The 25410-nt window shown below is 39.9% G+C and carries 19 protein-coding genes and 2 tRNA genes; 10 read left to right on the top strand and 11 right to left on the bottom strand.

Annotation, left to right across the window (positions count from 1 at the left end; genetic code table 11):
• Nucleotides 1-76: transfer RNA gene (locus KTI78_RS17410), tRNA-Phe, on the top strand.
• Nucleotides 77-252: 176 nt separating this feature from the next.
• Here the strand turns inward: KTI78_RS17410 and KTI78_RS17405 are convergent.
• From KTI78_RS17405 to ompR, 5 genes are all read right to left on the bottom strand, one after another.
• Nucleotides 253-684, bottom strand: coding sequence for a GNAT family acetyltransferase (locus KTI78_RS17405; RefSeq protein ID WP_016142850.1), 432 nt, complete (start codon nucleotides 682-684; stop codon nucleotides 253-255).
• A 130-nt stretch (nucleotides 685-814) separates the two neighbouring features.
• Nucleotides 815-2329, bottom strand: a complete 1515-nt coding sequence (locus KTI78_RS17400) for an acetyl-CoA hydrolase/transferase family protein (RefSeq protein ID WP_262446851.1) — start codon at nucleotides 2327-2329, stop codon at nucleotides 815-817.
• A gap of 35 nt (nucleotides 2330-2364) precedes the next feature.
• Nucleotides 2365-2487, bottom strand: coding sequence for a hypothetical protein (locus KTI78_RS17395; protein WP_224992080.1), 123 nt, complete (start codon nucleotides 2485-2487; stop codon nucleotides 2365-2367).
• Nucleotides 2488-2520: 33 nt separating this feature from the next.
• Nucleotides 2521-3978: an ATP-binding protein gene (locus KTI78_RS17390; RefSeq protein ID WP_016142852.1), complete on the bottom strand. Its 1458-nt coding sequence runs from the start codon at nucleotides 3976-3978 to the stop codon at nucleotides 2521-2523.
• 17 nt (nucleotides 3979-3995) lie between these two features.
• Nucleotides 3996-4760 (bottom strand): two-component system response regulator OmpR, encoded by a 765-nt coding sequence (gene ompR / locus KTI78_RS17385; RefSeq protein ID WP_000060753.1) that lies wholly within the window; start codon nucleotides 4758-4760, stop codon nucleotides 3996-3998.
• Nucleotides 4761-5427: 667 nt separating this feature from the next.
• Between ompR and KTI78_RS17380 the strand changes: the two genes are divergently transcribed.
• The gene (locus KTI78_RS17380; protein ID WP_262446850.1) at nucleotides 5428-7776 is read left to right on the top strand and encodes a Tex family protein; all 2349 of its coding nucleotides are present in this window, start codon (nucleotides 5428-5430) and stop codon (nucleotides 7774-7776) included.
• Between the two features lie 297 nt (nucleotides 7777-8073).
• Entirely contained in the window at nucleotides 8074-10260 is a 2187-nt protein-coding gene (locus tag KTI78_RS17375; RefSeq protein WP_262446849.1) for a solute carrier family 23 protein, read from the top strand.
• A gap of 68 nt (nucleotides 10261-10328) precedes the next feature.
• Here the strand turns inward: KTI78_RS17375 and KTI78_RS17370 are convergent, their stop codons facing one another.
• Together KTI78_RS17370 and KTI78_RS17365 are read right to left on the bottom strand one after the other, a co-directional pair.
• The gene (locus tag KTI78_RS17370) at nucleotides 10329-11219 is read right to left on the bottom strand and encodes an SDR family NAD(P)-dependent oxidoreductase (protein ID WP_031949532.1); all 891 of its coding nucleotides are present in this window, start codon (nucleotides 11217-11219) and stop codon (nucleotides 10329-10331) included.
• A gap of 272 nt (nucleotides 11220-11491) precedes the next feature.
• Nucleotides 11492-12769 carry an O-acetylhomoserine aminocarboxypropyltransferase/cysteine synthase family protein gene (locus tag KTI78_RS17365; RefSeq protein WP_262446848.1) on the bottom strand — a complete coding sequence of 426 codons (1278 nt, stop codon included), beginning with the start codon at nucleotides 12767-12769 and terminating at the stop codon, nucleotides 11492-11494.
• A gap of 295 nt (nucleotides 12770-13064) precedes the next feature.
• On the opposite strand from KTI78_RS17365, the gene ettA reads away from it, so the two are divergent.
• Nucleotides 13065-14726 carry an energy-dependent translational throttle protein EttA gene (ettA, locus tag KTI78_RS17360; RefSeq protein WP_005067029.1) on the top strand — a complete coding sequence of 554 codons (1662 nt, stop codon included), beginning with the start codon at nucleotides 13065-13067 and terminating at the stop codon, nucleotides 14724-14726.
• A gap of 44 nt (nucleotides 14727-14770) precedes the next feature.
• Here ettA and KTI78_RS17355 read toward each other — a convergent pair whose 3' ends face one another.
• Complete coding sequence (locus KTI78_RS17355) at nucleotides 14771-15154, bottom strand: tetratricopeptide repeat protein (RefSeq protein WP_016142857.1); 384 nt, start codon at nucleotides 15152-15154, stop codon at nucleotides 14771-14773.
• 333 nt (nucleotides 15155-15487) lie between these two features.
• Entirely contained in the window at nucleotides 15488-16180 is a 693-nt protein-coding gene (locus KTI78_RS17350) for a hypothetical protein (RefSeq protein WP_224992077.1), read from the bottom strand.
• A 158-nt stretch (nucleotides 16181-16338) separates the two neighbouring features.
• Here KTI78_RS17350 and KTI78_RS17345 point away from each other — a divergent pair, with 158 nt between their 5' ends.
• From KTI78_RS17345 to KTI78_RS17325, 5 genes are all read left to right on the top strand, one after another.
• Nucleotides 16339-16737 (top strand): cation efflux protein, CzcI-like, encoded by a 399-nt coding sequence (locus KTI78_RS17345; RefSeq protein ID WP_262446847.1) that lies wholly within the window; start codon nucleotides 16339-16341, stop codon nucleotides 16735-16737.
• A gap of 54 nt (nucleotides 16738-16791) precedes the next feature.
• Nucleotides 16792-18210 (top strand): TolC family protein, encoded by a 1419-nt coding sequence (locus KTI78_RS17340; RefSeq protein WP_262446846.1) that lies wholly within the window; start codon nucleotides 16792-16794, stop codon nucleotides 18208-18210.
• Nucleotides 18211-18212: 2 nt separating this feature from the next.
• Nucleotides 18213-19433 carry an efflux RND transporter periplasmic adaptor subunit gene (locus KTI78_RS17335; protein ID WP_262446845.1) on the top strand — a complete coding sequence of 407 codons (1221 nt, stop codon included), beginning with the start codon at nucleotides 18213-18215 and terminating at the stop codon, nucleotides 19431-19433.
• The gene (locus KTI78_RS17330) at nucleotides 19423-22581 is read left to right on the top strand and encodes an efflux RND transporter permease subunit (protein ID WP_262446844.1); all 3159 of its coding nucleotides are present in this window, start codon (nucleotides 19423-19425) and stop codon (nucleotides 22579-22581) included. Before KTI78_RS17335 ends, KTI78_RS17330 begins: the two co-directional genes overlap by 11 nt.
• 132 nt (nucleotides 22582-22713) lie before the next feature.
• A complete protein-coding gene (locus tag KTI78_RS17325) occupies nucleotides 22714-23664 on the top strand; it encodes a cation diffusion facilitator family transporter (protein ID WP_262446843.1) in 951 nt (316 codons plus the stop codon).
• Nucleotides 23665-23682: 18 nt separating this feature from the next.
• Here KTI78_RS17325 and KTI78_RS17320 read toward each other — a convergent pair whose 3' ends face one another.
• Complete coding sequence (locus tag KTI78_RS17320) at nucleotides 23683-24021, bottom strand: hypothetical protein (protein ID WP_016142864.1); 339 nt, start codon at nucleotides 24019-24021, stop codon at nucleotides 23683-23685.
• 275 nt (nucleotides 24022-24296) lie between these two features.
• On the opposite strand from KTI78_RS17320, the gene KTI78_RS17315 reads away from it, so the two are divergent.
• Nucleotides 24297-25244, top strand: coding sequence for a hypothetical protein (locus tag KTI78_RS17315; RefSeq protein ID WP_016142865.1), 948 nt, complete (start codon nucleotides 24297-24299; stop codon nucleotides 25242-25244).
• Nucleotides 25245-25334: 90 nt separating this feature from the next.
• Here KTI78_RS17315 and KTI78_RS17310 read toward each other — a convergent pair.
• Nucleotides 25335-25410: transfer RNA gene (locus KTI78_RS17310), tRNA-Glu, on the bottom strand.

Genomic DNA, 25410 nt, shown 5'->3' with positions numbered 1-25410 from the left:
GGCGTGATAGCTCAGTAGGTAGAGCAACGGATTGAAAATCCGTGTGTCCCCAGTTCGATCCTGGGTCTCGCCACCATATTCAAAAAGCCCTATACATTAACGTATAGGGCTTTTTTCATGTCTATCTATTTGCCCCAACACATCGTTAATTCATTTGTGTATAAATCCCGTTTTATCCACAAGTATGATTACTTATCCCCAAGCCCAAATCGGTTTTCTTAATAGCGAAAAAGAAAGTGTGGACTAGGTGCGCTAGTCGGGTGGATTATCGCTAATAAGTCGTTTTCCTAAACACACTGCTTCTACTTCGTCATAGCCAAGCTGTTCATAAAAGTTCAGTACATTTAAATTGTCTTTACGGACGAGTAATTGTAGTTTTGGGCAACCGCGGGCAATTAAGCGCTTTTCAAGCTGCTGAACGAGCGCTGTAGCGATTCCTAAGCGTTGTTGATGGGGATGAACAGCTAAATAGTTAATCCAGCCTCTATGACCGTCGTAGCCACCCATAAGCGTGCCAATCAGTTGCTCGTCTTTAATCGCAACCAAAAACAAATCATCCTGTTGTGAGACTTTCCTGAAAATATCGGTTTCAGGATTATTCCAAGGGCGGGTCAGGCCACAGCTTTCCCATAAAATAACGACATCATCCAGATCTGCATTTGTAAATTGACGAATAATAAACATATGGATTTCTACTTTTTGTTTTGATGTGCTGAAAAGATAAAATAAAAATTAGGACTTGAGCAGTATTTTATTAATAATTTAAACAAATAAAAAAGCACCCCCGAGGGAGTGCTTGAATTCAACCCGTGATTTAAGCTGATTTTGCAACTGGTTCTGCTTGAAGCATTTGGCCTGTTTCTTCGAAGTTTGCATGCCAAGACAATGCTTCACGAAGTAAGTGAGGAGTATGTCCACCTTTAGCACATGCACGATCAAAATAGTCATTCAATGCATCACGATAAAGTGGGTGTACACAGTTATCGATAATAGCGCGAGCACGCTCACGAGGTGCTAAACCACGTAAGTCTGCTAAACCTTGCTCTGTCACTAAAATATCAACGTCGTGTTCACTATGGTCAACATGGCTCACCATCGGCACGATAGAAGAGATGTCGCCGCCTTTAGCAATTGATTTAGTCACAAAGATTGCCAAGTGTGCGTTACGAGCGAAGTCACCTGAACCACCAATACCGTTCATCATTTTAGTACCGCATACGTGAGTTGAGTTCACGTTACCGTAAATATCAAACTCAAGTGCAGTGTTAATGCCGATAATACCTAAACGACGTACCAATTCAGGGTGGTTAGAAATCTCTTGTGGACGGAGCACTAATTTGTCTTTGTAAGCTTCGATATTGCCAAAAACTTTTTCGCCACATTTTGCAGAAAGGGTAATTGAGCTACCAGAAGCAAATTTCATTTTGCCTGCATCAATGAGTTCAAAAGTACAGTCTTGTAGTACTTCTGAGTACATAATGAGGTCTTCAAAATCAGAATCTTTTAAACCTGTTAATACAGCGTTGGCAATAGAACCAATCCCTGCTTGTAATGGACCAAGATTTTTTGGTAAACGGCCTTCTGCAACTTCTTTGTTAAAGAAAGCAATAAGGTGGTTTGCAATGCCTTGAGTCTCATCATCTGGAGGAGTTACTGTTGATGGTGAGTCATGTGTATCGTTAAATACAATACCTACAATTTTTGCAGGATCGATTTGGATTGCTGTTGTACCAATACGCTCATCCACTTTAGTTAATGGAATTGGAGTACGTGTTGGACGGTAAGTCGGAATATAGATGTCGTGTAAACCTTCAAAGCTTTCGCTTAAAGAGGTGTTGATTTCAACAATAACTTTTTCGGCAAAAATAGCAAAGCTTGCAGAGTTACCAACTGAAGTTGTTGGAATGATGCCGCCATCTTCAGTAATCGCAATTGCCTCAATCACCGCAACGTCTGGACGTTTAAGTTGCTGGTTACGCATTTGCTCAACAGTTTCTGATAAATGTTGATCGATAAACATAACTTCGCCGTTGTTAATCGCACGACGTAAAGTGTTGTCTACCTGAAATGGCATACGACGAGATAAAACACCTGCTTCCGTGAGTTGTTTGTCTAAGTCATTACCTAAGCTAGCACCCGTAATTAACGTGATTTTTAACGGATTTTTCTTTGCATGCTCTACAAGTGCTTGTGGAACAGCTTTAGCTTCACCGGCACGAGTAAAACCACTCATACCAACGGTCATTCCATTTTCGATGAATTGCGCAGCTTGTTCAGCACTGATGACCTTGTCATGAAGAGAAGCTAGGCGAATACGACTTAAAGACATTGGACATCCTCAATATTGTCAAAACATAGGGGATTTTAGCTATGAAAAATTGAAAAGTGCATAGGTGTTAGGCTAAGGTCTAATTTTGTAAATAAATGGCGGTATAAATTATATTTATGGTTTTTATTTAATTGATTTCTATTGCTTTTATTTATCATTAAAACAAGGCTTTTAATTACTAATTGCTCAAATTAAAAGCGCTCACTTAAAGTTTGTTTTATTTTTTCTAATGGATTGGTCGTGGTATTTTCTTCAGTGCTTGGTTTTGGGATTGGTAAAGAAATAATAACTTCTAAACCACCTTGTTCACGGTTATGAATTTGAATCTCACCATGATGGATATCAACAATACGTTTAACAATCGCAAGCCCCAGACCACTACCTTGAATCGTTCTTGCTGAGTCTCCGCGAACAAAAGGTTGCATCAACTCTTCAATTTGATCTGCTGGAATACCTTCACCATGATCAGCAACGGTAATTAAAATATATTCATTTTCAACTTTTGCACTGAGCTCAATTGGTTCAGCACCGTATCGTTTTGCATTATTAATCAAGTTGGCAATCAATCTTTTTAAAGAAAGACTACGTGCCGGAATAATAGGCACATCCTGCATTTCGAATTGAATATCGAGAGGTTTAAATTGCACAACTAATTCTTGCAAAAGAATATTGATATTGGTGTCTTTCAATTCCTCATCCGAACCATCGCGCATATATGAAATGAACTGATTAAGAATTGCATCCATATCATCTACATCGTAGACCAAGCCTTCACGTAAAAACTCATCAGGCAGCATCTCTGCTGTTAAGCGTATGCGTGTAAGTGGGGTGCGTAAATCATGTGAAATACCCGCCAACATAATACGTCGTTCACGTTCAGTCTGATCGAGTGTATAGACCATGCGATTAAAGGCTTGGTTTACTTGACGAATTTCTAGTGGTCCATGATTGGTATCAAGGTAAGGCGCTGTTCCAGATTTACTATATTCATTGGCAGCATTCTGCAAACGACGTAGAGGGCGGTTCATCTGTCTGACCAAAATCAAAATAATGATAGCTGACAGTAATGGAACACCCACAACCCAACCCACTAAAAGCTCAGGGCTGTAGTTGGCATAGGTTTTTAAAGGCTCACGAACCCAGTTTCCATGCATTTCAGGAGTTTGAATCCAAATGCGTGGGCTCGGTTTAAACTGGAAGTAGACGGTAACGTCTTTAGTCCCGATCTCATTTGCAAGTTTTTCTTCAACCTGATTGGTAAAAAACTCGGCAATAACCTTGTCTCGAACACTAGGATATTCTTTAGGGTTTGTAACGTATTCGATACCGACTCGATTACGTAACCATGCATCCACATCTACTTCATTTTCACGATGAAAAATTCGTATATCAGGATTGTTGACGAGTTCAAGTTCAACAGCAAGGTAACGTGCATGTTGTTGAATTTCAGGTAAGTAAAGAGTGCGCCAAAAGAACCATAACGACATAAATAAGCTAAAGAACACCACCAGCAGTACCAGAATAGTGGTACGCATGGCAGCAGAACGTGGTTTTATTTTGTCGAGAAAACGTTCCCATCGAGTCCGTTTACGTTCTGAGTAGGTAACGTAATCAGTAAAGTTCTGTGGGGCGATTGGTTCTAAACTCACTCTATCTTATCTCAAGCTTATTCAGCACCATCTGGAACGAATACATAGCCCACACCCCATACAGTTTGGATGTAACGTGCACGTGCAGGGTTATCTTCAATTAAACGACGTAGGCGTGAGACTTGAACGTCAATTGAACGTTCCATTGCGCCCCATTCACGGCCACGCGCTAAGTTCATAAGTTTATCGCGTGTTAACGGTTCACGTGGGTGTTGTACCAATGCTTTTAATACTGCAAATTCGCCAGTTGTTAAGGTAACAATTTGTCCTTCGCGTGTCAGTGTACGAGTAGACAAGTCTAAAGACCATGGACCAAAGCTTACTACTTCAACTTGTTGGCTTGGTGCACCCGGAACTTCACGAACTTGACGACGTAATACTGCACGGATACGTGCTAAAAGCTCATTTGGATTAAATGGTTTTGGCAAGTAGTCATCTGCACCAGCTTCAAGACCGGCAATACGGTCTGAATCGCTACCGCGTGCTGTTAACATGATGATTGGCGTATCAATATTTGATTGGCGTAAACGACGGCAAATACTTAAACCATCTTCAACCGGTAACATAAAGTCGAGTACGATCAGTGAAAATAACTCACGTTGTAATAAACGGTCCATTTGTGAAGCATCATGGGCAGTTTTTACAACAAAGCCTTTATCTTCCAAAAAACGTTGCAAGAGGGTACGTAAACGCACATCGTCATCGACTACTAAAATACGTTCGACACGATCCGTTTCGTTGTGTACGGTTTCAGGATGTTCAGCAGGTACAACTAAACTCATGATGTACTCCCTTTTAAAGTCATAATTTATATATTATTGGGTCGGATAGGCTTATTGCCAACAAGCCCTCAGTATAATGCTGATGTTCTTGTTTAGACTATGTATCAATTTGCTCAAAATTACAATTTTCAAGGTGGTTTGAAACCAAAAAACAACATCTTAAGCCCATAATTTAGCAAAGACCGCTTAGAAAAAACAAATAGTTAAATTTTCAATGATTTTATAATCACTCAAGAGCAATAAAACATTGTTTTAAATAATTTATTTAAAAAAATCTTAACACCCCTCTATAGGGTTCTTAATAGTTGAATTGAGCAAATAAGCAAATTCGATAAGAAATTACGAGAATAAAACAGTGATCAACCTCAATATTTCATCTTTTGGATGAGGTATCAATATGATCATTTTCTCGTAAATTATATTAAATTTTTGTCACATTTATGACATAAGTCATACGTTTGTATTTTATAAAGATTAAAAGGCTGAGTTCAGTATTCATTTTTTCATACTTAAACGCCTGTTTTTTTGTGCTCTAGTCGTCGAAAAAAGTATAAATATTCAGAGTCAATACAAAAAAACGTTTTGAATACGCAAACAAGTGTGGATTTTATGGGCTTGGTCTTTATAATCAGTGCTTTTAAACTTTATCCTTGTGGGATCAAACACGATGACTGACTTAGTTCAGCAGTTGGCAAGTGAACTTGCCGTACGTCCAAACCAAGTAGAAGCTGCCATCCGCTTAATTGACGAAGGTGCCAGTGTTCCATTCATTGCCCGTTACCGTAAAGAAGTAACACAAGGTTTAGATGATACGCAGTTACGCCAATTAGATACTCGTTTAGCGTATTTACGTGATTTATATGAGCGCCGTGAAAAGGTTATTCAGTCATTGCAAGAACAGAATAAATTGAGTGATGACTTGTTGGCGCGGGTGAATGCAGCCGAAACAAAAAATGCTTTAGAAGAAATTTATGCACCGTATCGTCCTAAGCGTACAAGTAAGTCTTTTAAAGCAAAAGAAGCAGGTCTAGGACCGATTGCTGAAAAAATTATTGCAGAACAAGTTGACCCGACAGAAGCATTAGCTGGTTTTAGTCATGAAGACTATCCAGATGTTGAAAGTCAGTTAGATGCGATTCAGCATATTCTAATTGATGACTGGGCACAAAATATTGCGCTGACTACAGAATTAAAAGCAACTTTTGCAAAAACTGCAGTTTTAAAAAGTACAGTTGCTTCTGAAGAAAAGAAAGAAGTCGGTAAAAAATTCCGTGATTACTTTGAATTTTCTGAAGGTTTAAACAAACTACCTTCACATCGTTTATTGGCGATGTTGCGTGGTCGTCAAGAAAATGTATTAGGTTTAAAAGTAGATGGTGAAGATGATGCACCATTGGCACGTATCGAAACTGAATACAACCTTGAGCAAATTCAGCCGCAAGCACGTCAGGACTTCTTAAAGCAAACTGCTAAATTGTTCTGGTTGGGTAAAGTTCGCCCTCAAATCGAGCATTCATTGCTGACAGAGAAGCGTCTTACTGCCGAAGCAGAAGCAATGCAGGTATTTGCTGAAAATCTTCGTCATTTATTATTATCGGCACCAGCGGGTAGCCGTACTACTTTAGGTGTTGATCCTGGCATTCGTACAGGCGTGAAACTCGCAGTCGTGAGTGACTCAGGCGATGTACTTGCTCACAGCACGATTTATCCATTTGCGCCTAAAGAAGACAAAGAAGGTTCTATTGTTGAGCTTGCACGTTTATGCCGTGAATATAATGTAGAGCTTATTGCCATTGGTAACGGTACAGCTAGCCGTGAAACTGAAGCTGTCGTGGCTGAAATGATGGCTGCAAATACAGATCTTAAATTAACACGTGTGACTGTAAGTGAAGCGGGTGCATCTGTTTACTCTGCAAGTGAGCTTGCGGCGGCAGAACTTCCAGAGCTTGATGTTTCAATTCGTGGTGCAGTGTCGATTGCTCGCCGTTTACAAGACCCACTTGCTGAACTTGTTAAGATTGATCCGAAATCAATTGGCGTAGGTCAATATCAACACGATGTGAATCAAACTGGTTTGGCTAAAACACTTGATGCGGTAGTTGAAGACTGTGTGAACGCGGTTGGTGTTGATGTAAATACCGCTTCTCCAGCAATCTTGGCTTACATTGCAGGTTTGAATAAAGCCATTGCACAGCAAATTGTTGAATATCGCAAAGAGCATGGTCGTTTTGATAACCGTCAAGCTTTGAAAAGTGTACCGCGTTTAGGCGAGCGTACTTTTGAACAAGCAGCTGGTTTCTTGCGTATCCAAAATGGTTCTGAACCTTTAGATGCTTCTGCTGTTCACCCTGAAAGTTATGGTCTTGTTGAGAAAATTGTTGCAGCAAAAGCCACAACTGTGAAAGACATCATTGGTAATACCGAAATCATTCGCCAAGTAAAAGCTGATGAATTTGTTGATGACAAATTTGGTTTGCCAACAGTTCAAGACGTATTAGCTGAACTTGAAAAACCGGGCCGTGACCCACGTCCAGAGTTCCGTACTGCTAAATTCCGTGAAGATATCACTGAAGTGGGCCAATTAACTGAAGGTATGCAGCTTGAAGGCGTGATTACCAACGTCACAAACTTTGGTGCCTTTGTTGATATTGGTGTTCATCAGGATGGTTTAGTTCATATTTCTGAATTAGCGAATGAGTTCGTTTCTGATCCGCATAAAGTTGTAAAACCAGGCCAGATCGTACAAGTGCGTGTTATGCAGGTTGATGCTGAACGTAATCGCGTGAACTTAAGTATGCGTGCCGAAGGTTCTGCACCTGTAAAAGCACAGCGTCCACCACGCCGTGAGCAAAATAACGAACAACGTTTTGAACGTAAGCCTCAAGGTAAACGTCCTCAACCACGTAAAGATCAAGCTGAACGTCCTCAGCGTAACAAGCAAGAAAAACCACAAGAACAAAAGATTGGTGGTTTAGGTGCATTGTTATTACAAGCAGGAATTAAAGGTTCTAAATAAGAGCCTTTAAAATGATAAGAAGCCTCCATTCGGGGGCTTTTTTATTAATGAAGTAAGATTTTTTAACAGGCTTTAAAGAGCAGTTAAGAAAAAAATCGCAGTCGTAAAGATGAGGTGAATCTTAAGATCAACAAATCGTTGTTAAATACACAATTAAATACACAACGTTATAGCATAACTAAACTTTAATGAGATTCAGTTGTCCGACATCATCAACCCAGCCTTGAAGCATTTATTCTCTTTCAGGCTGTAATAGTACAACTTTGCTTATTTCTTTTTATTATAAATGGTTGTTTTATGTCGGTTTTAAACCTGAAAAATAGATTTCATTTAAAAGACCTCTTATCCGGAGTTGTCGTATTCCTCGTCGCATTACCGCTGTGCTTAGGTATCGCTTTAGCCTCAGGTGCTCCCATCATCTCTGGTATTATTGCAGGTATTGTGGGCGGCATTATTGTGGGTTTACTCAGTGGTTCCCACATTAGCGTTGCAGGCCCAGCGGCAGGGCTGACTGCCGTAATTCTTGTACAGTTAGAACAACTAGGCGGCAATTATGCCGCCTTTTTATTATGTATTATTTTTGCAGGTGTCCTACAAATTCTATTTGGGTTATTCAAGTTAGGTTTTTTTGCCAACTTTATTCCAAATAATGTCATTTTAGGATTACTCGCTGCTATTGGTGTCATTCTAATTGCGACACAATTGCCTTACCTGTTCGGACTTTCTGATTTTTCATGGAAACAGGTTTGGACTTCAACACCAGACGCATTCCTTCAACGTTTTGATGGCGGAGCGGCACTGATTGGTTTGCTCAGTTTATTCCTAATTTTAGCGTGGGATAGTAGTCCGCTAAAAAAACTAGCTTTACCTTCGGCTTTAATTGCAGTTGTGCTAGCAGCAGTTTTAAATTTTGTGTTAGTAAGTACAGGCTCTGCATGGGCAGTGCAAATGGATAATCTCATTCAGTTACCGAATATCTTACAAGCACCCGAAGAAGTATTAATTTTTCCTGATTTTAGCTATTTAGCTGAGCCTATGATTTACACAGGTGCCATTACGCTCGCTGTTGTAGCATCTTTAGAAACATTATTGAATCTAGAAGCGGCAGACAAGATCGATCCTCAAAAACGTTCTTCTCCTCCTAACCGTGAACTCTGGGCACAAGGTACAGGTAACATCATTTCGGGCTTAATTGGTGGAATGCCTGTCACCTCAGTGATTGTGCGTAGTTCAGTGAATGCAAATACAGGTGCGCGTAGTAAATGCTCTACCATTATTCATGGGGTATTGTTGCTGCTAGCAGTTTTGTTCTTCGTACCATTAATGAACATGATTCCTCTGTCTGCATTGGCTGCGATCCTCATCCTGACAGGCTTTAAGCTTACCCATCCAAAACTATTTAAACAGCTTTATCAAAAAGGTTGGAAACAGTTTCTGCCTTTTATTATTACCTTAGTTGCAATTTTGCTGACTGATCTTTTAATGGGAATTTTAATTGGCCTATTCACCAGTAGTGCTTTTATTCTCTATGGTAATTTTAATAAAGGTATTCGTGTTTATAGAGAGAAGCGCTTACATGGCGTAGTTACTCGTATTGAACTCCCATCACAAGTGACCTTTCTTAATCGTTCTGCACTTATTTCAGCCTTGGAACATGTGCATAAACACCAACAACTCATTATTGATGCGACTCAATGTGATTCGATTGATCCTGATATCTATCAAGTTATTCAAGATTATCAAAGTGAAACTGCTATTAAACGCCAAGTAAATCTTAAACTTGTCGGGTTTAAGCAGCACTATCAAGATGTTGATGATGCGGTACTTGATATTGATATTAGTACGCAAGATTTGCAACAAAAGCTGAGTCCTCAACAGGTGGTAAATTTACTGAAGGAAGGAAACGAGCGCTTTGTAAAAAATGAACGTCTTCAACGCGATATTTACCGACAAATTCGTGTGACTGCAGATGAAGGACAGCACCCGATTGCAGCCGTGCTTGGTTGTATGGATTCACGTGCTCCTACGGAAATGATTTTTGATGTGGGTATTGGCGATCTGTTTAGTTTACGAATTGCAGGTAATATTGCTGGGCAAAAAGTATTGGGTTCACTTGAGTTTGCTTGTCAGGCTAAAGGTTCTAAAGTCATTGTTGTTTTAGGTCATACCGATTGCGGTGCGGTGACAAGTGCATGTCAATTGCGTTTAGAGCAAAAGCAAGTGTCTGATGTAAAGGAAATGCCACACATTCAATATGTGCTTGGGCCATTAATGCATTCGGTTGATAGCGTATATGACATTATGCAGCCACGTGAATTAGGTAATGCTTTTATCAGTCAAGTCACAGCAATGAATGTTCACTACAACATCCAGTATATTATTAATAACAGCAGTGTGCTTAAAGATATGGTGGATCGAGGTGAGATTGTAGTTGTGGGTGCAATTTACGATGTAAAAACAGGGCACGTTCAGTTTCTTGATTAATTGCTTCTTTAGTTAAAAAAAGCGCCTTATTTAAGGCGCTTTTTATTCGTTATGTGATTAACTCAAAATTACCAGTGTTCACCTGGGAAAATGCGTGCATATGCTTTTTGTGCCCAGTTTAATTTCTCAGTTTTTTCACCTTTTGCTGCATCTGAACTTGGGAACAAACGGAAACCAATCGACATAAACATATTATTGATGCCTGGCGCTACAGAATAAGTCATTGAAGCTAAGCGACCTAAGTTAGTTGCCATACGTTTTGGACGTTTCACAATTGCATAAGCAATTAAGTCAGCAGCCTGCTCAGGTGAAAGTGTTGGTACATATTTATAAATTTTAGTTGGTGCAATCATTGGGGTACGAACCAATGGCATATAAATTGAAGTAATTGCAATTTTGTGTGCATGAACTTCGGCCGATAGACAGCGGCTAAATGCATCAAGAGCAGCTTTAGATGCGACATATGCAGAGAAGCGAGTTGCGTTTGCTAAAACACCAATCGAGCTAATATTAATAATTTGTCCATCTTTACGCTGAATCATATGCGGCAAAATATTGAGAACTAGACGAACTGCACCAAAATAATTTAATTGCATCGTGCGTTCAAAGTCATGAAAACGATCATAAGATTCATGTACGGCACGGCGAATAGAGCGACCTGCGTTATTAATTAAAATATCAATGTGATCAACAGTCGCTAAAATTTCTTTAGATACTTGGTCAATCATTTCCATATCGTTGAGATCACATGGAAAAATTGATGCCTTACCGCCACGGCTTTCAATATCTGCTTTCACTTCTTCCAGAGTTTCTTGAGTACGGGCAACCAATAAAACATGGGCACCAGCATCAGCAAGTTTATTTGAAATCGTTAATCCGATTCCACTCGAGGCGCCTGTCACTAAAATGACTTTATCTTGTACCTTTTCCTGGAACAGAGCTTCTAATTTTTTATTCACAGCATTTTACCTAAGTAGGGGCAGGGACTATTTATTCCGGTATGTAATTTTTATTTTTACAACCGTAGGTTCATCCAGATGAACTCATAAATATTGTGCTTATCTTAATAGATGTTTAAAAATTGTCTAGTCTGTAAATATATGAAATTTAACAATTTATTTAGAGTAAAAACTCTAAAATACGATCTTAATCCATTAATTATTTTAGTCCTATAATAAATGAACAAACAAAAAAGCCTCTATTTCCAGAGGCTTGTTGAATAGTTTAAAAGTTATACAGTTGAAAGTGCTTGTTCTAAATCGGCAATTAAGTCATCAATATGCTCAATTCCAATTGAAAGACGTACCATATCTTCACTTACACCAGCAGATTTAAGTTCTTGTTCATTGAGCTGGCGGTGAGTTGTGGTTGCAGGATGACACGCCAAACTTTTTGCATCACCAATATTGACCAGACGAGTAAATAGCTGAAGGGCATCGATGAATCGAGTACCACCTTCACGCCCATCTTGCACACCGAAAGATAAAATTGCAGAGGGTTTACCTTGTACATATTTTTGAGCAAGTTGATGCTGTGGATGATCTTTTAAACCTGCATAGTTGACCCATTTTACTTTTGGATGAGTCTGTAAATATTCCGCAATTTTTTGGGCATTTTCAGTATGGCGTTCCATTCGGAGATTTAGAGTTTCTAGACCTTGTAAAATCAAGAAAACACTCAGCGGGCTAATAGCTGCGCCCGTATTTCGTAAAGGTACAACGCGAGCTCGGGCTATATAAGCAGCTTCACCTAATACTTCGACATAATTAACCCCGTGATAACTTGGGTCAGGCGTGTTCAAAACTTTAAAGCGTTCTGGATATTTACCCCAAGGGAATTTGCCACTATCGACAATCGCGCCACCAATACTATTACCATGCCCACCAATATATTTGGTAAGAGAATGAATAACGATATCGGCACCATATTCAAATGGTTTTAATAAAGCAGGGGTGGCAACAGTATTGTCGACGATAACAGGTACACCATATTCATGTGCAATTTTTGAAATTGCTTCTAAATCGATAATATTTCCAAGCGGATTACCAATCGATTCAACAAAAACAAGTTTAGTTTTATCATCAATTAAATTACGTAAGCTTTCTGGTTGTTGGTAATCAAAAAAGCGAACTTCAATACCTTGTTTTGGTAATGTGTGGGCAAATAGATTGTACGTCCCGCCATATAAAGTTGAAACTGAGGCAATGTTGTCTCCTGCTTCTGTAATAGTTTGGATGGCATAGGTAATTGCTGCCATTCCAGAAGCCAAGGCTAACCCACCAATTCCACCTTCAAGTGCAGCAAGGCGTTCTTCAAGTACAGTAGTGGTCGGGTTCATAATCCGGGTATAAATATTGCCCTGAACTTTTAAATCGAAAAGGTCGGCACCGTGCTGTGTATTATCAAATGCATAAGAAGTCGTCTGATAAATAGGGACCGCAACTGCTTTTGTTGTCGCTTCGGGTGAGTAGCCTGCGTGAATGGCTAAGGTTTCATCTTTATAAGTCATGATTACTTCATCTTCGTGAGTTAAATATTGAGCGAGTCTAGCTTAAAAGTTAAATAGAAAATTGCAGAAATTCTGGTTTGTTTTCTAATTTTAGGAATAAAGATAGAAAAATATACGCTGAAACGCTGTATAAATCTTATACATAAACATTTTGCAACTTATTGAAAAAGAAAATTGTTTGATAAATCCGTACGATGGAAATCATAACTTCAAGTTGTTGGGGTTTTCAGCGTATAATACGCGCGATTATTTATCGCTTATGCGATGTATTGGTTTTTCAATTGAGGAGTCCTGCGTGGCCCAATATATTTATACGATGAACCGAGTGTCTAAGATGGTTCCGCCAAAGCGCGAAATCTTAAAAGACATCTCTTTATCATTTTTCCCGGGTGCCAAAATTGGTGTACTCGGTTTGAACGGTGCAGGTAAATCTACCTTGCTTCGTATTATGGCTGGCGTAGATAAAGATTTCTCTGGTGAAGCTCGTGCACAACCTGGAATTAAAATCGGCTATTTAGAGCAAGAGCCGCCACTTGATCCAACTAAAGACGTTCGTGGTAACGTTGAAGATGGCGTACGTGAAGCTTTAGATGCTTTAGAACGTCTTGATCAGGTATTTGCAGAATATGCAGACCCGGATGCTGATTTTGATGCACTTGCAAAAGAGCAGGAAAAATTAGAATCAATTATCCATGCTTGGGATGCGCACAACCTAAACAACCAGCTTGAAATCGCGGCAGATGCCTTGAACCTTCCAGCTTGGGATGCTGATGTAACTAAGCTTTCAGGTGGTGAACGCCGTCGTGTAGCACTTTGCCGTTTATTGCTTTCAAAGCCAGACATGTTGCTTCTTGACGAACCGACGAACCATTTGGATGCAGAGTCTGTATCTTGGTTAGAACGTTTCTTGAAAGATTTCCCTGGCACAATCGTTGCGATTACGCATGACCGTTATTTCTTAGATAACGTGGCCGAGTGGATCTTGGAGCTTGACCGTGGACACGGTATTCCTTACCAAGGTAACTACTCTTCTTGGTTGGAACAGAAAAATGCTCGTTTAGAACAAGAGCAGAAACAAGAAGAATCTTTTGCTAAAGCATTGAAAAAAGAACTTGAATGGGTTCGTTCAAATGCGAAAGGTCAGCAAAAGAAAAACAAAGCGCGTATGGAGCGTTTTGAAGAGCTCAACTCTAAAGAATTCCAGCAACGTAATGAAACGTCTGAAATCTACATTCCACCTGGCCCTCGTTTGGGTAATAAAGTTGTGGAAGTGGAAGGTATCAGCAAATCATTTGACGGCCGCGTATTGTACGAAAACTTATCGTTTACTGTACCTCCAACAGCAATTGTAGGTATTGTTGGTCCAAACGGTGCGGGTAAAACGACTTTATTCCGGATGATGACTGGCGAACAGCAACCTGATACAGGTACTGTGACTTTAGGTGAGTCAGTTAAAGTAGCTTACGTAGGTCAGATTCGTGACACCCTAGACAATAACAAAACTGTTTGGGAAGAAGTATCGGGTGGTTTAGATATCTTGAAAGTGGGCGATTATGAAATTGCTTCACGTGCTTATATCGGCCGCTTTAACTTCAAAGGTCAAGATCAGCAAAAACGCGTAGGCGAATTGTCTGGTGGTGAGCGTAACCGTTTACAACTTGCGAAAATTTTACAGCAAGGCGCAAACGTTATCTTACTGGATGAGCCATCAAACGACTTGGATATTGAAACTTTACGTGCGCTTGAGGATGCAATTCTTGTGTTCCCAGGTACAGTAATGGTGGTATCGCATGACCGTTGGTTCCTTGACCGTATCGCGACACACATCTTGTCGTTTGAAAATGAACAGCCAGAATTCTACACAGGTAACTATGCAGAATACGAAGCGTATCGTCAGTCACGTTTAGGTGAAGACGCTGTTCAAAAACGTACTAAATACAAAAAAATTAGCGGATAATTTTTGCTAATTTAAAAAAACCAGCCTACGGGCTGGTTTTTTATTTATGAAAAAGCTAATTTACTAAAGGCTTCCTGTAAGCAGCGATCTGCATCAGGATGTCCCTGACTTGCGGCTTTTTGTAACCACTTTTCAGCCTCACTATAATTTTTATCTAGACCAAATTGTCCATTTAGATAACCAATACCCAGTTTAAATGAAGCATCTGGGCTACCACGTAAAGCTGCGCGTAAATAACACCACATGGCATTTCGGTCATTAGGAGTTATATCTAACCAATTTTGCATACGTTCATGATCTTGCTCGGCTAACTCTTCAAAGCGTAAACCTTGTTCAATCTCATCAACTGCTTGCGAATGCATATCAGCGGTTAAGTTCTCAAAAGCAAACAAGTGATTAAGCCCATGCTTGATTGATTTCATATTCATGATAGTTCTCCCTTGTTCCTCAATTTGATTGAATTGACTCACACTTTTAAGCTAGTCCCTTATATTGAAATATTATGTTTTTTTTTGTAAATAAAATATAGCGCATTTGGATGAAAACAGATGAGGTTTTAGCTTACATAAAAGTTATATCTGTTTTTACGTATAGTGAAATTGCTATAAGAATAGAGTATTCCCAGTTAAATCAAGAATTCTTTAAAACTCGAAAATAGTTTTTTATTTAATATAAGAAAATTTATAAATATCAAACAAAAGAAATTTTCTTAAACAAAAACCAGCCTATGGGCTGGTTTTTTATTTTAAGAGTGAATGAATTTATTTATTAAAGTCACCATGCAAATCTGACCAGATTAATGATGGGGCTACTGTAATTACGTCAAAGGTCATCGCAAGAGGATACAACGCCATGCGTGTTACACGTTTAAACGGATGTTTCTTGGTTACTTCATCTTTTTGTTGTAGAGCGACTGGGTAGGGAGTTGGGAGCTGCTGTTGAATCTTTTGATTATCTGCTTTTTGATAAATCTTTCCTTTAAAGCGGATTATGGTGAAAGGGTAGAAAACTTGTTTTTGATGTTCCATCGCCATAAATTGATTTTTAAACCCTAATGTATTTAAAAGTTCTTTTTGTTTTTCATCTATTTGATAAGTAGGAATATTATAACGAATCGTTATCTCGCCATGAAAATGAGTAGAATCATCCATCTCAAGTACAAGCGGTGATGGTGTCTTTAAAGTTCTCTGTTCTGCTGGAATACTTTTGATAATATTTAAAAGGTTTGAACTACCATCAGTCATTAAATAGTTATAGTCTTTCCCCACAAATACAAAACCTTGTTCTTGGTCATTTTTAACTGTTTGACCTAAGGCAATAATTTGATCATTTTTTAAAACAGTGGTTTTAATTTCAGTTGTTTCATTTGGTAAAGCGGTGGACAATAGATTCGTTGCGCAGCCAGTTAGGCCAAGGCAAATGGTTAATATCGATATAGAAAAAAGCTTGTACATAATGATTACTCAAAAGAAATTATTTTTGTCTCGTATAATGTGAGACTAAGTTCTAAATTAAAAAATGGGGATTTATGAATCGAGGTTTTGTAATTTTATTACATGCCTACTGCCTGTTATAGTGGCTCTGTTCAACTTTTTAGTTTAATGGTGCGCTTTTGCCACGTTCCGCCGTTTTTGTGTCTATCTTGTTTAGTTTGCTCATATTCCAAAGTTTATGGAATGTGGCAGCAGCATTTTGCATGCATGAAAATCAGGAAAAAGCATTACATCATTTTGGGCATCATACTACTTTGAATGTAGATCAGGCTTCACCTCATGCTCATAGTGAACAAAGCGATAAGGTAAACACTTCTCATAAAGCACCTTTAAACTTGCAAGATCATCATGACCATTTACCAACATGTTTTCATGTGGTGATGACTGAAGTTGAAAAACAAGCTCAGGCGCCTGTAGTGCATGTACATGAGCTTTCGCAAATTTATCACTGGTCAAATTCTTATCAGTCTCCGCATCTCGGTGCTCTGAAACCGCCTCCTGTTTTAACCCCGCTATAGGTGGGGTAGCCAAAAAAAGCCCACCGCATCTTATATTCATTGCGGGGCTAAAACATGTCTTTTATTTTTCAAAATCAGGTGAGCCTTGGTTGCTCATCACGTAATAACGTTAAGTTAACGTTAAAAAAAGCTGTAACGTTCTCAAGCCTGTCTATTATTGCCATGCTATTGGTTGGACAAGTAACGATGGCTCAGTCTGAGATTCAACAAGAACATTCTATCCAAAAAGCAGCGTTTAATTTTGAACAGGCACTGGCACAAGTTCAAAGCTATCAAAGTCAACAAGGCACTTGGCAAGCACAGCAGCAAATGGCTGAGGCTAATTTAAAGCAAAGTCATTTATGGGCCAACCCAAGTCTTTCCATTGAGCAAACAGGGTTCCAAAGTGATCAAGAAAAAGAACTTGCGATAGGTATTTCTCAGCCTTTAGATATTTTTGGACAACGTAAGGCTGCACAAAATTTAGCAAAAGTGGAAATATCAAAAATTGATTTGGCTGAGCAGCGTTATAAAGCTGAACTTGAATTAATTATTAAATATTTCTGGTCACAAGTGGCTTTGCTTGAGCTTGAAAAGTCTCTTGTTGGAGAACAGCTATCCGTCAGCCAAGAAAATTTACAAGCATCGGAAAAACGTTATCAAGCAGGCAGTATTGCACAAGTTGATGTAGATCGAGTGCGGATGTCTCACTTGGAAAATCAGCGTTTGTATCAACAGGTCGATTTAAAACTTCAAGTTGCGAAACAACAGTTGGTGAACTTATGGGGAGGTGGTTCAAGTCAGTTTCAGCTATTCCAAAGTCCAAATCAGTTGTGGGCGTTGGCGGCGAATGTAGAACCCAGCCAAGATGCGCAAAATAATTTATTAGAACGTGCTTTCCAGCTAGATGCTCTTGCGCAGCAAGCCAATATTCAACAGCTTAAAGCAAAAGCAAGACCGCAACCTACTGTAACTTTGGGTGTTAATAACACTCGTTCTCCAGAACAGCGTACGGATAATCAAATTCGATTAGGGGTAGAAATTCCTTTAAATCTTTTTAATCGCCAGCAATACGGAATCAAGATTACTCAGGCCAAGCAAGAGCTTTCTCAACGCCAGCAAAGCTTTTATCGACAGCAAAATAAAGCGGATATTGAAACTCTGATATCAGAGTTAAAAGGCTTACGTTTCCAGTTTAAACAACTGAATGATCAGCAAGTTCCTCTTGCTATTCAAGTTCAGCAAAAAACATTGCAAGGTTTCCGTTTGGGTAAGTTCGCCGTTACCGATGTTCAGCAAGCGACCATGCAATTGCAAGACGTGCGCCTACGTAAAGTCGAGCTATTAAAACAAGCTTGGCAAAATTCAATTGAAATTCAAAGTTTGCGTCTTGGGTTAGAACCAGAGCAAATCATGGCGAAAGATGCCTTAATGCAACTCAATCAACGTGCTTGGCAACAAAGTCAAACGTTTCCAACTCAGGCAGGAGAATAATAATGTCGTCAAATTTAAAGAAAAATTCTCAATGGCTTTGGGTAGGAATGATTGCTGCAATCACTGCGCTATTAATTGGTTTACTGGTTTTAAATTCAAAAAATAAATCTAACTCTTCCGAAGCATCGGAAGGCCACGGGCATGCTGAAGAAGAGGGCGAGGAACACCATGAAGAGGGCGAAAAACCACTGCTACTCACTGCTCAGCAAATGCAGGAACAAAATTTAAAAATTGAACAAGCTGAACTAGGTGAAGTAACTCAACTTCAAACTTATCCAGCAAAATTGGTGGTGAATACCGACCGACAAGCCCATGTCTCACCAAGTTTTAGTGGTCGTGTCGAAGCGGTATATGTTGAATTGGGGCAACAGGTTAAAAAAGGGCAGGCACTTGCAAGCTTATTGGTTCCAGATCTGGTCGATCAACAAGCCAACTTGCAAATCGCCCAGTCTAATCTTGATTTAGCGCGTCAGGACTATGAACGTGAACGTAGCTTATGGTCTCAAGGAATTTCTGCCAAACAAGATTATCAAAGAGCTTATAACGCCTATCAGCAAGCACAAATTCAGGTTAAAGCAGCTCGCTCTCGCTTAAGTGCTTTTGGGGCTGGTTCTGATTCAGCAGGGCGCTACACCTTGACCGCACCAATTGCTGGCATGGTAAGTAATAAAGATATTGTAGTGGGTGAAAACGTACAGCTAGCAGATCAGCTTTTTATTATTAATCAGCTTGATCAGTTATGGTTGGAATTCATTTTACCAAGCAATGCAAATATCAATGTACAGCCAAATCAACAGATTGAATTTAAATCTTTACAAACTGGGAATGCATTTAAAGCTCAGGTTCAAAGTTTAACAACAGAGGCCGATGCTCAAACGGGACGTTTACAAGTGCGTGCCAAGATCTTGGCAAATAACAGTGAATTGCGTCCAAACTTAATGGTTAATGTTGAGCTGAATTCTTCAGGCACAACACAAAAAGTGACCCGTGTAAAAGCTCAGGCGATTCAACAAGTCGAAGGGAAAGACGTTATCTTTACCCCAAAAATGGTTAAAACAGGCTTTGAATTTGAGCCTGTCATTGTGCAGTTGGGGCAACGTTCTAAAGATGGCCAGTGGGTCGAAGTTGTAAAAGGTATTAATCCAAGCCAGCGCTATGTGGCTGAAGGTAGCTTCTTGCTGAAATCCGAATTGGAAAAAGGAGAGGCAGAACATGGACATTAATAAACCTGAGCTACCCAAACCCGAAGGATTGTTTGATAGGGTTATTCAGTTTGCTATTCAAAATGCTATTTGGGTAATGCTCTTTGTATTGACTTGGATTGGAGTTGGGATCTGGAGTTATCAAAAGCTTCCTATTGATGCAGTTCCAGATATTACTAATACGCAAGTTCAGATTAATACTCAAGCCAATGGTTATACCGCTTTAGAGGTTGAACAGCGAATTACCTATCCTATTGAAAATGCGATGGCTGGTATTCCTAATCTGGAGCAGACTCGTTCAATTTCCCGCTATGGACTTTCCCAAGTCACTATTATTTTTAAAAATGGAACAGATATTTATTGGGCAAGACAGCTGATTAACCAACGTTTACAAGAGGCAGACGGGCAACTGCCTGAATCAGTTGATCCAGTCATGTCTCCTGTTTCAACGGGGCTGGGTGAAATCTACCAATGGGTCGTGAAAGCAAAGTCTGGTGCTAAGAAAGCAGATGGCACAGCCTATACAGCCATGGATTTACGTGAAATTCAGGACTGGATTGTGCGTCCTCAGTTGCAGCGTGTGAAAGGCGTGGCCGAAATTAACAGTATTGGTGGCTACAATAAAACCTATATTGTTTCACCTGATTTAAAACGTTTGCAGCAGCTTCAGATTTCAATTAATGAATTTCAAACTGCGCTGCAAGAAAATAATGAAAATCGCGGTGCAGGTTTTATTGAAGAAAACGGAGAGCAACTCACTGTTCGTGTGCCCGGCATGTTAAGTAGCGTTGAAGATATTCAAAACATTACTGTGAGCACCAAAAATGGGTTACCCATTCGCGTGGCTGATGTGGCAAATGTCTCTATTGGACATGATTTAAGAACGGGTGCTGCAACTTACAACGGTGAGGAAACGGTTCTTGGCATTGCCATGATGATGATGGGAGAAAATAGCCGTACTGTTGCTCAGGCGGTTGATACCAAAATTAAGGAAATTCAGCCTACATTACCTAAAGGTGTGGAAATCGAAACGGTCTATGACCGAACGAGCTTAGTAAACAAAGCAATTGCAACGGTGCAGAAGAACCTTGTAGAAGGCGCAATTCTGGTTATTGTGATTTTATTTATTTTTTTAGGAAATTTTAGAGCTGCTTTAATCACAGCCTACGTTATTCCACTTTCGATGTTATTTACCCTAACAGGTATGGCTGAGCAAAATATTAGTGCTAACCTAATGAGCCTAGGCGCGCTTGATTTCGGGATTATTGTAGATGGTGCAGTTGTTATTGTAGAGAACTGTATTCGACGTCTAGCAGAAGCACAGCATGCCCTACACCGACCTCTTACACGAGCTGAGCGATTCAAAGAAGTTTTCCTTGCAGCAAAACAGGCCCGTCGCCCACTGATTTTTGGGCAAATGATTATTTTAGTGGTCTATTTACCTATTTTTGCTTTATCTGGTGTTGAAGCCAAAATGTTCCATCCAATGGCGATGACTGTGGTGATGGCATTATTGGGTGCCATGATTCTTTCTGTGACATTTGTACCCGCGGCAGTTGCTCTTTTTGTTACGGGTGAAGTGAAAGAAAAAGAAACACGTTGGATGTTGCTTTTAAAGCAGAAATATCAAGATATCCTCGATCAGGCTTATCAACTTAAAATTGTGGTCATTAGTTTTGCATTAAGTATTTTAGTACTCACAGGTGTGTTAGCGACCCAAATGGGCAGTGAATTTGCACCGCAACTCAGTGAAGGTGATTTTGCCTTACAGCAAATGCGTTCACCGAGTACTGGGCTCGAGCAATCACTGCGAATGCAGGAAAATACTGAAAAGCTCATTTTGAAAAACTTTCCAGAGGTGAAAGCTGTTTTTGCTCGAACAGGTACAGCTGAGGTTGCAACTGATGTGATGCCGCCGAATATCTCTGATGCAGTCATTTTACTTAAACCGCATGATCAATGGCCAAACTCTAAAGAGACGCTAGCTGAGCTGCGTTCACGTATGGAAGCTTTTTTAGCGACATTACCGGGTAATAACAGTGAGTTCTCTCAACCGATTGAGCTGCGCTTTAATGAGCTAATTTCAGGGATCCGGAGTGATATTGGCGTTAAGATTTTTGGCGACGATATGCAAGTACTCAATGAGCAGGCTCAAGCACTCGCTCAGAAAGTACAAAAAATTTCAGGTGCTACTGCGGTTAAGGTAGAACAAACGAGCGGTTTGCCGGTGTTGAGTGTTGAAATTAATCGTTCTCTGGCCGCGCAATACGGACTATCTGCCAAAGCTATTCAAGATATTGTTGCTGCAAGTGTCGGTGGACAAAATGTTGGGCAGATTTTACAAGGCGATAGACGATTTGATTTTGAAATTCGCCTAGAAGACCAACAGCGTACCATCCAAAACTTAGCTCAGCTTCCGATTCAGTTGCCAAATGGTGGCCTCATCCAGCTTCAAGATGTAGCTAAAGTTGAACGTACATCAGGTTTAAATCAGGTGGGACGTGAAAATGGGAAGCGCCGTGTCATTATTACTGCAAACGTAGAAGGCCGTGACTTAGGATCATTTGTTCAAGAGTTAAGAACAACACTCGCAAAAGAACAACTGCCAGCGGGTTATTGGTTGGAATATGGCGGTCAGTTTGAAAATCTAGCTTCAGCTGCTGCCCGAATGAAAATTGTTGTTCCATTGGCGCTTGCTATGATTTTCATTCTACTCATGGCTGTATTCCATAATGTTAAAGAAAGCTTGTTGGTCTTTAGCGGCGTGCCGTTTGCTTTGTCGGGTGGTCTCATTGCCCTTTGGTTAAGAGATATTCCACTGTCTATGTCGGCTGGTGTCGGATTTATTGCCTTATCAGGTGTCGCTGTTTTGAATGGTCTAGTGATGCTGAGCTTTATTAAAGAGCTTAGAGAAAAATTTGATATTCAAACTGCAACATGGAATGGGGCGATTTTACGTTTAAGACCTGTACTCATGACCGCTTGTGTGGCTTCACTTGGTTTTATTCCAATGGCTTTGGCTACGGGAACTGGCGCAGAAGTCCAGCGGCCTTTGGCAACAGTTGTTATTGGTGGCATTTTTTCATCTACGATATTAACTTTGGTTTTATTACCAGTCATTTATCGATGGATGAATGAAGACAAGACGAAAAGCGTTGAGCATTCATAATGTCATCGATTTGAGATATCTTTTTTGATTACAAAATTTAAGTCGAAAAAGTGTTTGTAAGAGTTAAAGGTAAAGGTGTCTTCATCGTTACTTTTAACTCACCATAAAGATAAATAAAAAGGAGTCCGCAAAATGGGTGGACATCATGGTCATGATCATAGTCATGCTGTAGTGACTGAAGGTAATGCTAAAAAATTAACGATTGCTTTAGCACTTACCACGACGTTTTTAATTGTTGAGGTGATTGCAGGTTTAATCACACAAAGTTTGGCATTGCTCTCTGACGCTGCGCATATGTTTACAGATGCAGCGGCTTTAGCAATTGCTTTGGTTGCCATTCAAATTTCTAAACGCCCTGCCGATAACAAACGTACTTTCGGTTATCAGCGCTTTGAAATTCTGGCCGCTTTATTTAATGCACTCATGCTTTTTGTAGTGGCAATTTATATTTTATATGAAGCTTATATCCGCTTCTCTAAGCCACCTGAAATTCAAAGCTTGGGAATGTTGATTGTCGCGTCCATTGGTTTGGTGATTAATCTCATCTCAATGAAAATTCTCATGTCGAGTGCCAATAACAGTTTAAATGTGAAGGGGGCTTATCTAGAAGTATTGAGTGATGCGCTAGGCTCGGTAGGGGTGATTATTGGGGCGCTTATCATTTATTTCACCAACTGGTATTGGATTGATACGCTTATTGCAGTCTTGATTGGTTTTTGGGTATTACCACGGACATGGGTTTTACTGAAACAGAGCATTAATATTTTGCTCGAAGGGGTGCCGGAAGAAGTCGATATTGAGAAGCTGCGTGCCGATCTACTTTCTTTAAATGGTGTGGAGAGTATACACCAACTGAAAGTATGGGCAATTACTTCGAAAAATATTCATTTAACGGTACATCTATTTGCGCCGCAAGCTGACCGTACCAAGTTATATCAAGATGCTGTTGAAATGCTTTCTCATGAACATGGCATTGGTGAAGTGACATTGCAAATTGAAGACGATGCCGAGATCAATTGCCAGCATATTAAACAACATGCTCCACATGAACATACTGACGAAAAGCACTCACATCAGCATTAAACTGATGTGAGTTGTTCATTAGATTTCCCACTCGTTATTGCAGTCACGGCATTTCCAGTGCTTTTGTGACTGCATAAATGCTTGCATAGATAATTTGAAATCAGGCAAATCACGCCAGAACATAAAACCTGCCCCTACAGCTACAACAAAAGCAACTACTGTTGCGATTTGAAGAGAACTACCTGCACCATTGCCAAAAATCCACATAAAAATGCTAATCACTACTAAGAGCAAAAGCACAAAAATTGCAGGAATCAAGATAACCAGACTTTTAGGAACGACAGGTTTCGCGCTGTTAACGCCTTGGCTCACAGGCATAATTTTAACACTTTGACATTTAGGGCAACGATATTGCATGAGAACTCCACATTTAGTTTGAATCTATTCTAACGGAAATGTGCAGAAAGAAAAAAATTTGTAAGATATCGATGAGATGCTTTGAGTTAGCATAAAAATTACTTATGAATAAACAAAGAAATATAAAAAACTGATGATTTATCCGTACACATAAAAATTAAAATAATATTGTAGAGCATGCTAATCTACAGAAAAATGAAGTGTGATGAGCACGATAAATGAGCTTAAATACTCGTAAATAGGATGTGAAATAAATATAAAAAGGAGAAAGGGACTTGGGTCAACAAGATGACAATAAGTCGCAGCCTACAACGACAGCATCGGTTTTAGCTACCCCAGATACCGCGAAACCGTCATTATCTCGTCGATTACTGCATAAGACATTGCAACATGCCCAAGATGCAGTTGGGTTTGCGAGTGACACAACACGTAATATTGCCGGAGTTGCTGACGCGGCTTTGGATGCACTTGATCAAGTCACTACTCAGACGAGACGTGGCGTTGTGGGCATGACAAATCTGGCAGCAGGCACTGTAAGAGATATGGTGTCTGAAACCAGTGAAACAGCACGCCAAGTCGCATTGATTATGGCGCGGACATTTTTGGGGAAAAGTACCTTAACTTTGTACTTACCTGAAATATTATTAAATAATCAAATCCGAAAGCGCATTGACCGTTCTGAAATTGATGATATTAAAATCAAATGTGGCAATGATAGTTTCCAAGTCGAGATCGATGGGCATTACCATCGTTTCATGTATCGTTTGAGTTTGGATTTTAAAGTATTGGAATGTCGTATTGGGCAGGAAAAATTCTTGCGCCTACGTCAAATGGATGAGAGTCTCGACGTCCAGATTCGACATGGGGGAACCTTATCCAATTGGGCGGTACGCCGTATTGGTCGAGTAGGTTTTGAAGTCGTAAATATGTTGCCCATTCCATCACTTATTAATCATTTGATTGGCGATATTCCCGGAATCCAACGCGATGGCCACCGCATGTGGTTTATTGATCTAGAGCAAGCAGGATTTATTGACTTTATTAATAATCGCTCATGGATGGTTGAAAAGCTTTTAAGTTTGACTGATTTTAGTATTTTACCGGGCTTGAATATTTTGAGAGAAAGTCGCGAGCTTGTGCAGCAACTGGTAGATCAGTTTGAAATTAGGGGGCTTCGAGTACAGTCGGGTCGTCTTGAAGTACAAGTAGGGATTGCAGGTTAGTAGAGCATATGAAAAGCTAATTATTGATTGGCTTTTTATTTTTAAGGCAAGAAAAAAGCCACTGACGTTATGCAGTGGCTTTTTAGAATTTGGCGTCCCTACGGGGATTCGAACCCCGGTTACCGCCGTGAAAGGGCGATGTCCTAGGCCTCTAGACGATAGGGAC

Origin of the sequence: Acinetobacter sp. WU_MDCI_Abxe161, from assembly GCF_025514355.1 — a bacterium.
GTDB lineage: Bacteria > Pseudomonadota > Gammaproteobacteria > Pseudomonadales > Moraxellaceae > Acinetobacter > Acinetobacter pittii_E.
The sequence above is the reverse complement of the archived record's forward strand: the minus strand, read 5'-3'. Positions and strand labels throughout refer to the sequence as shown.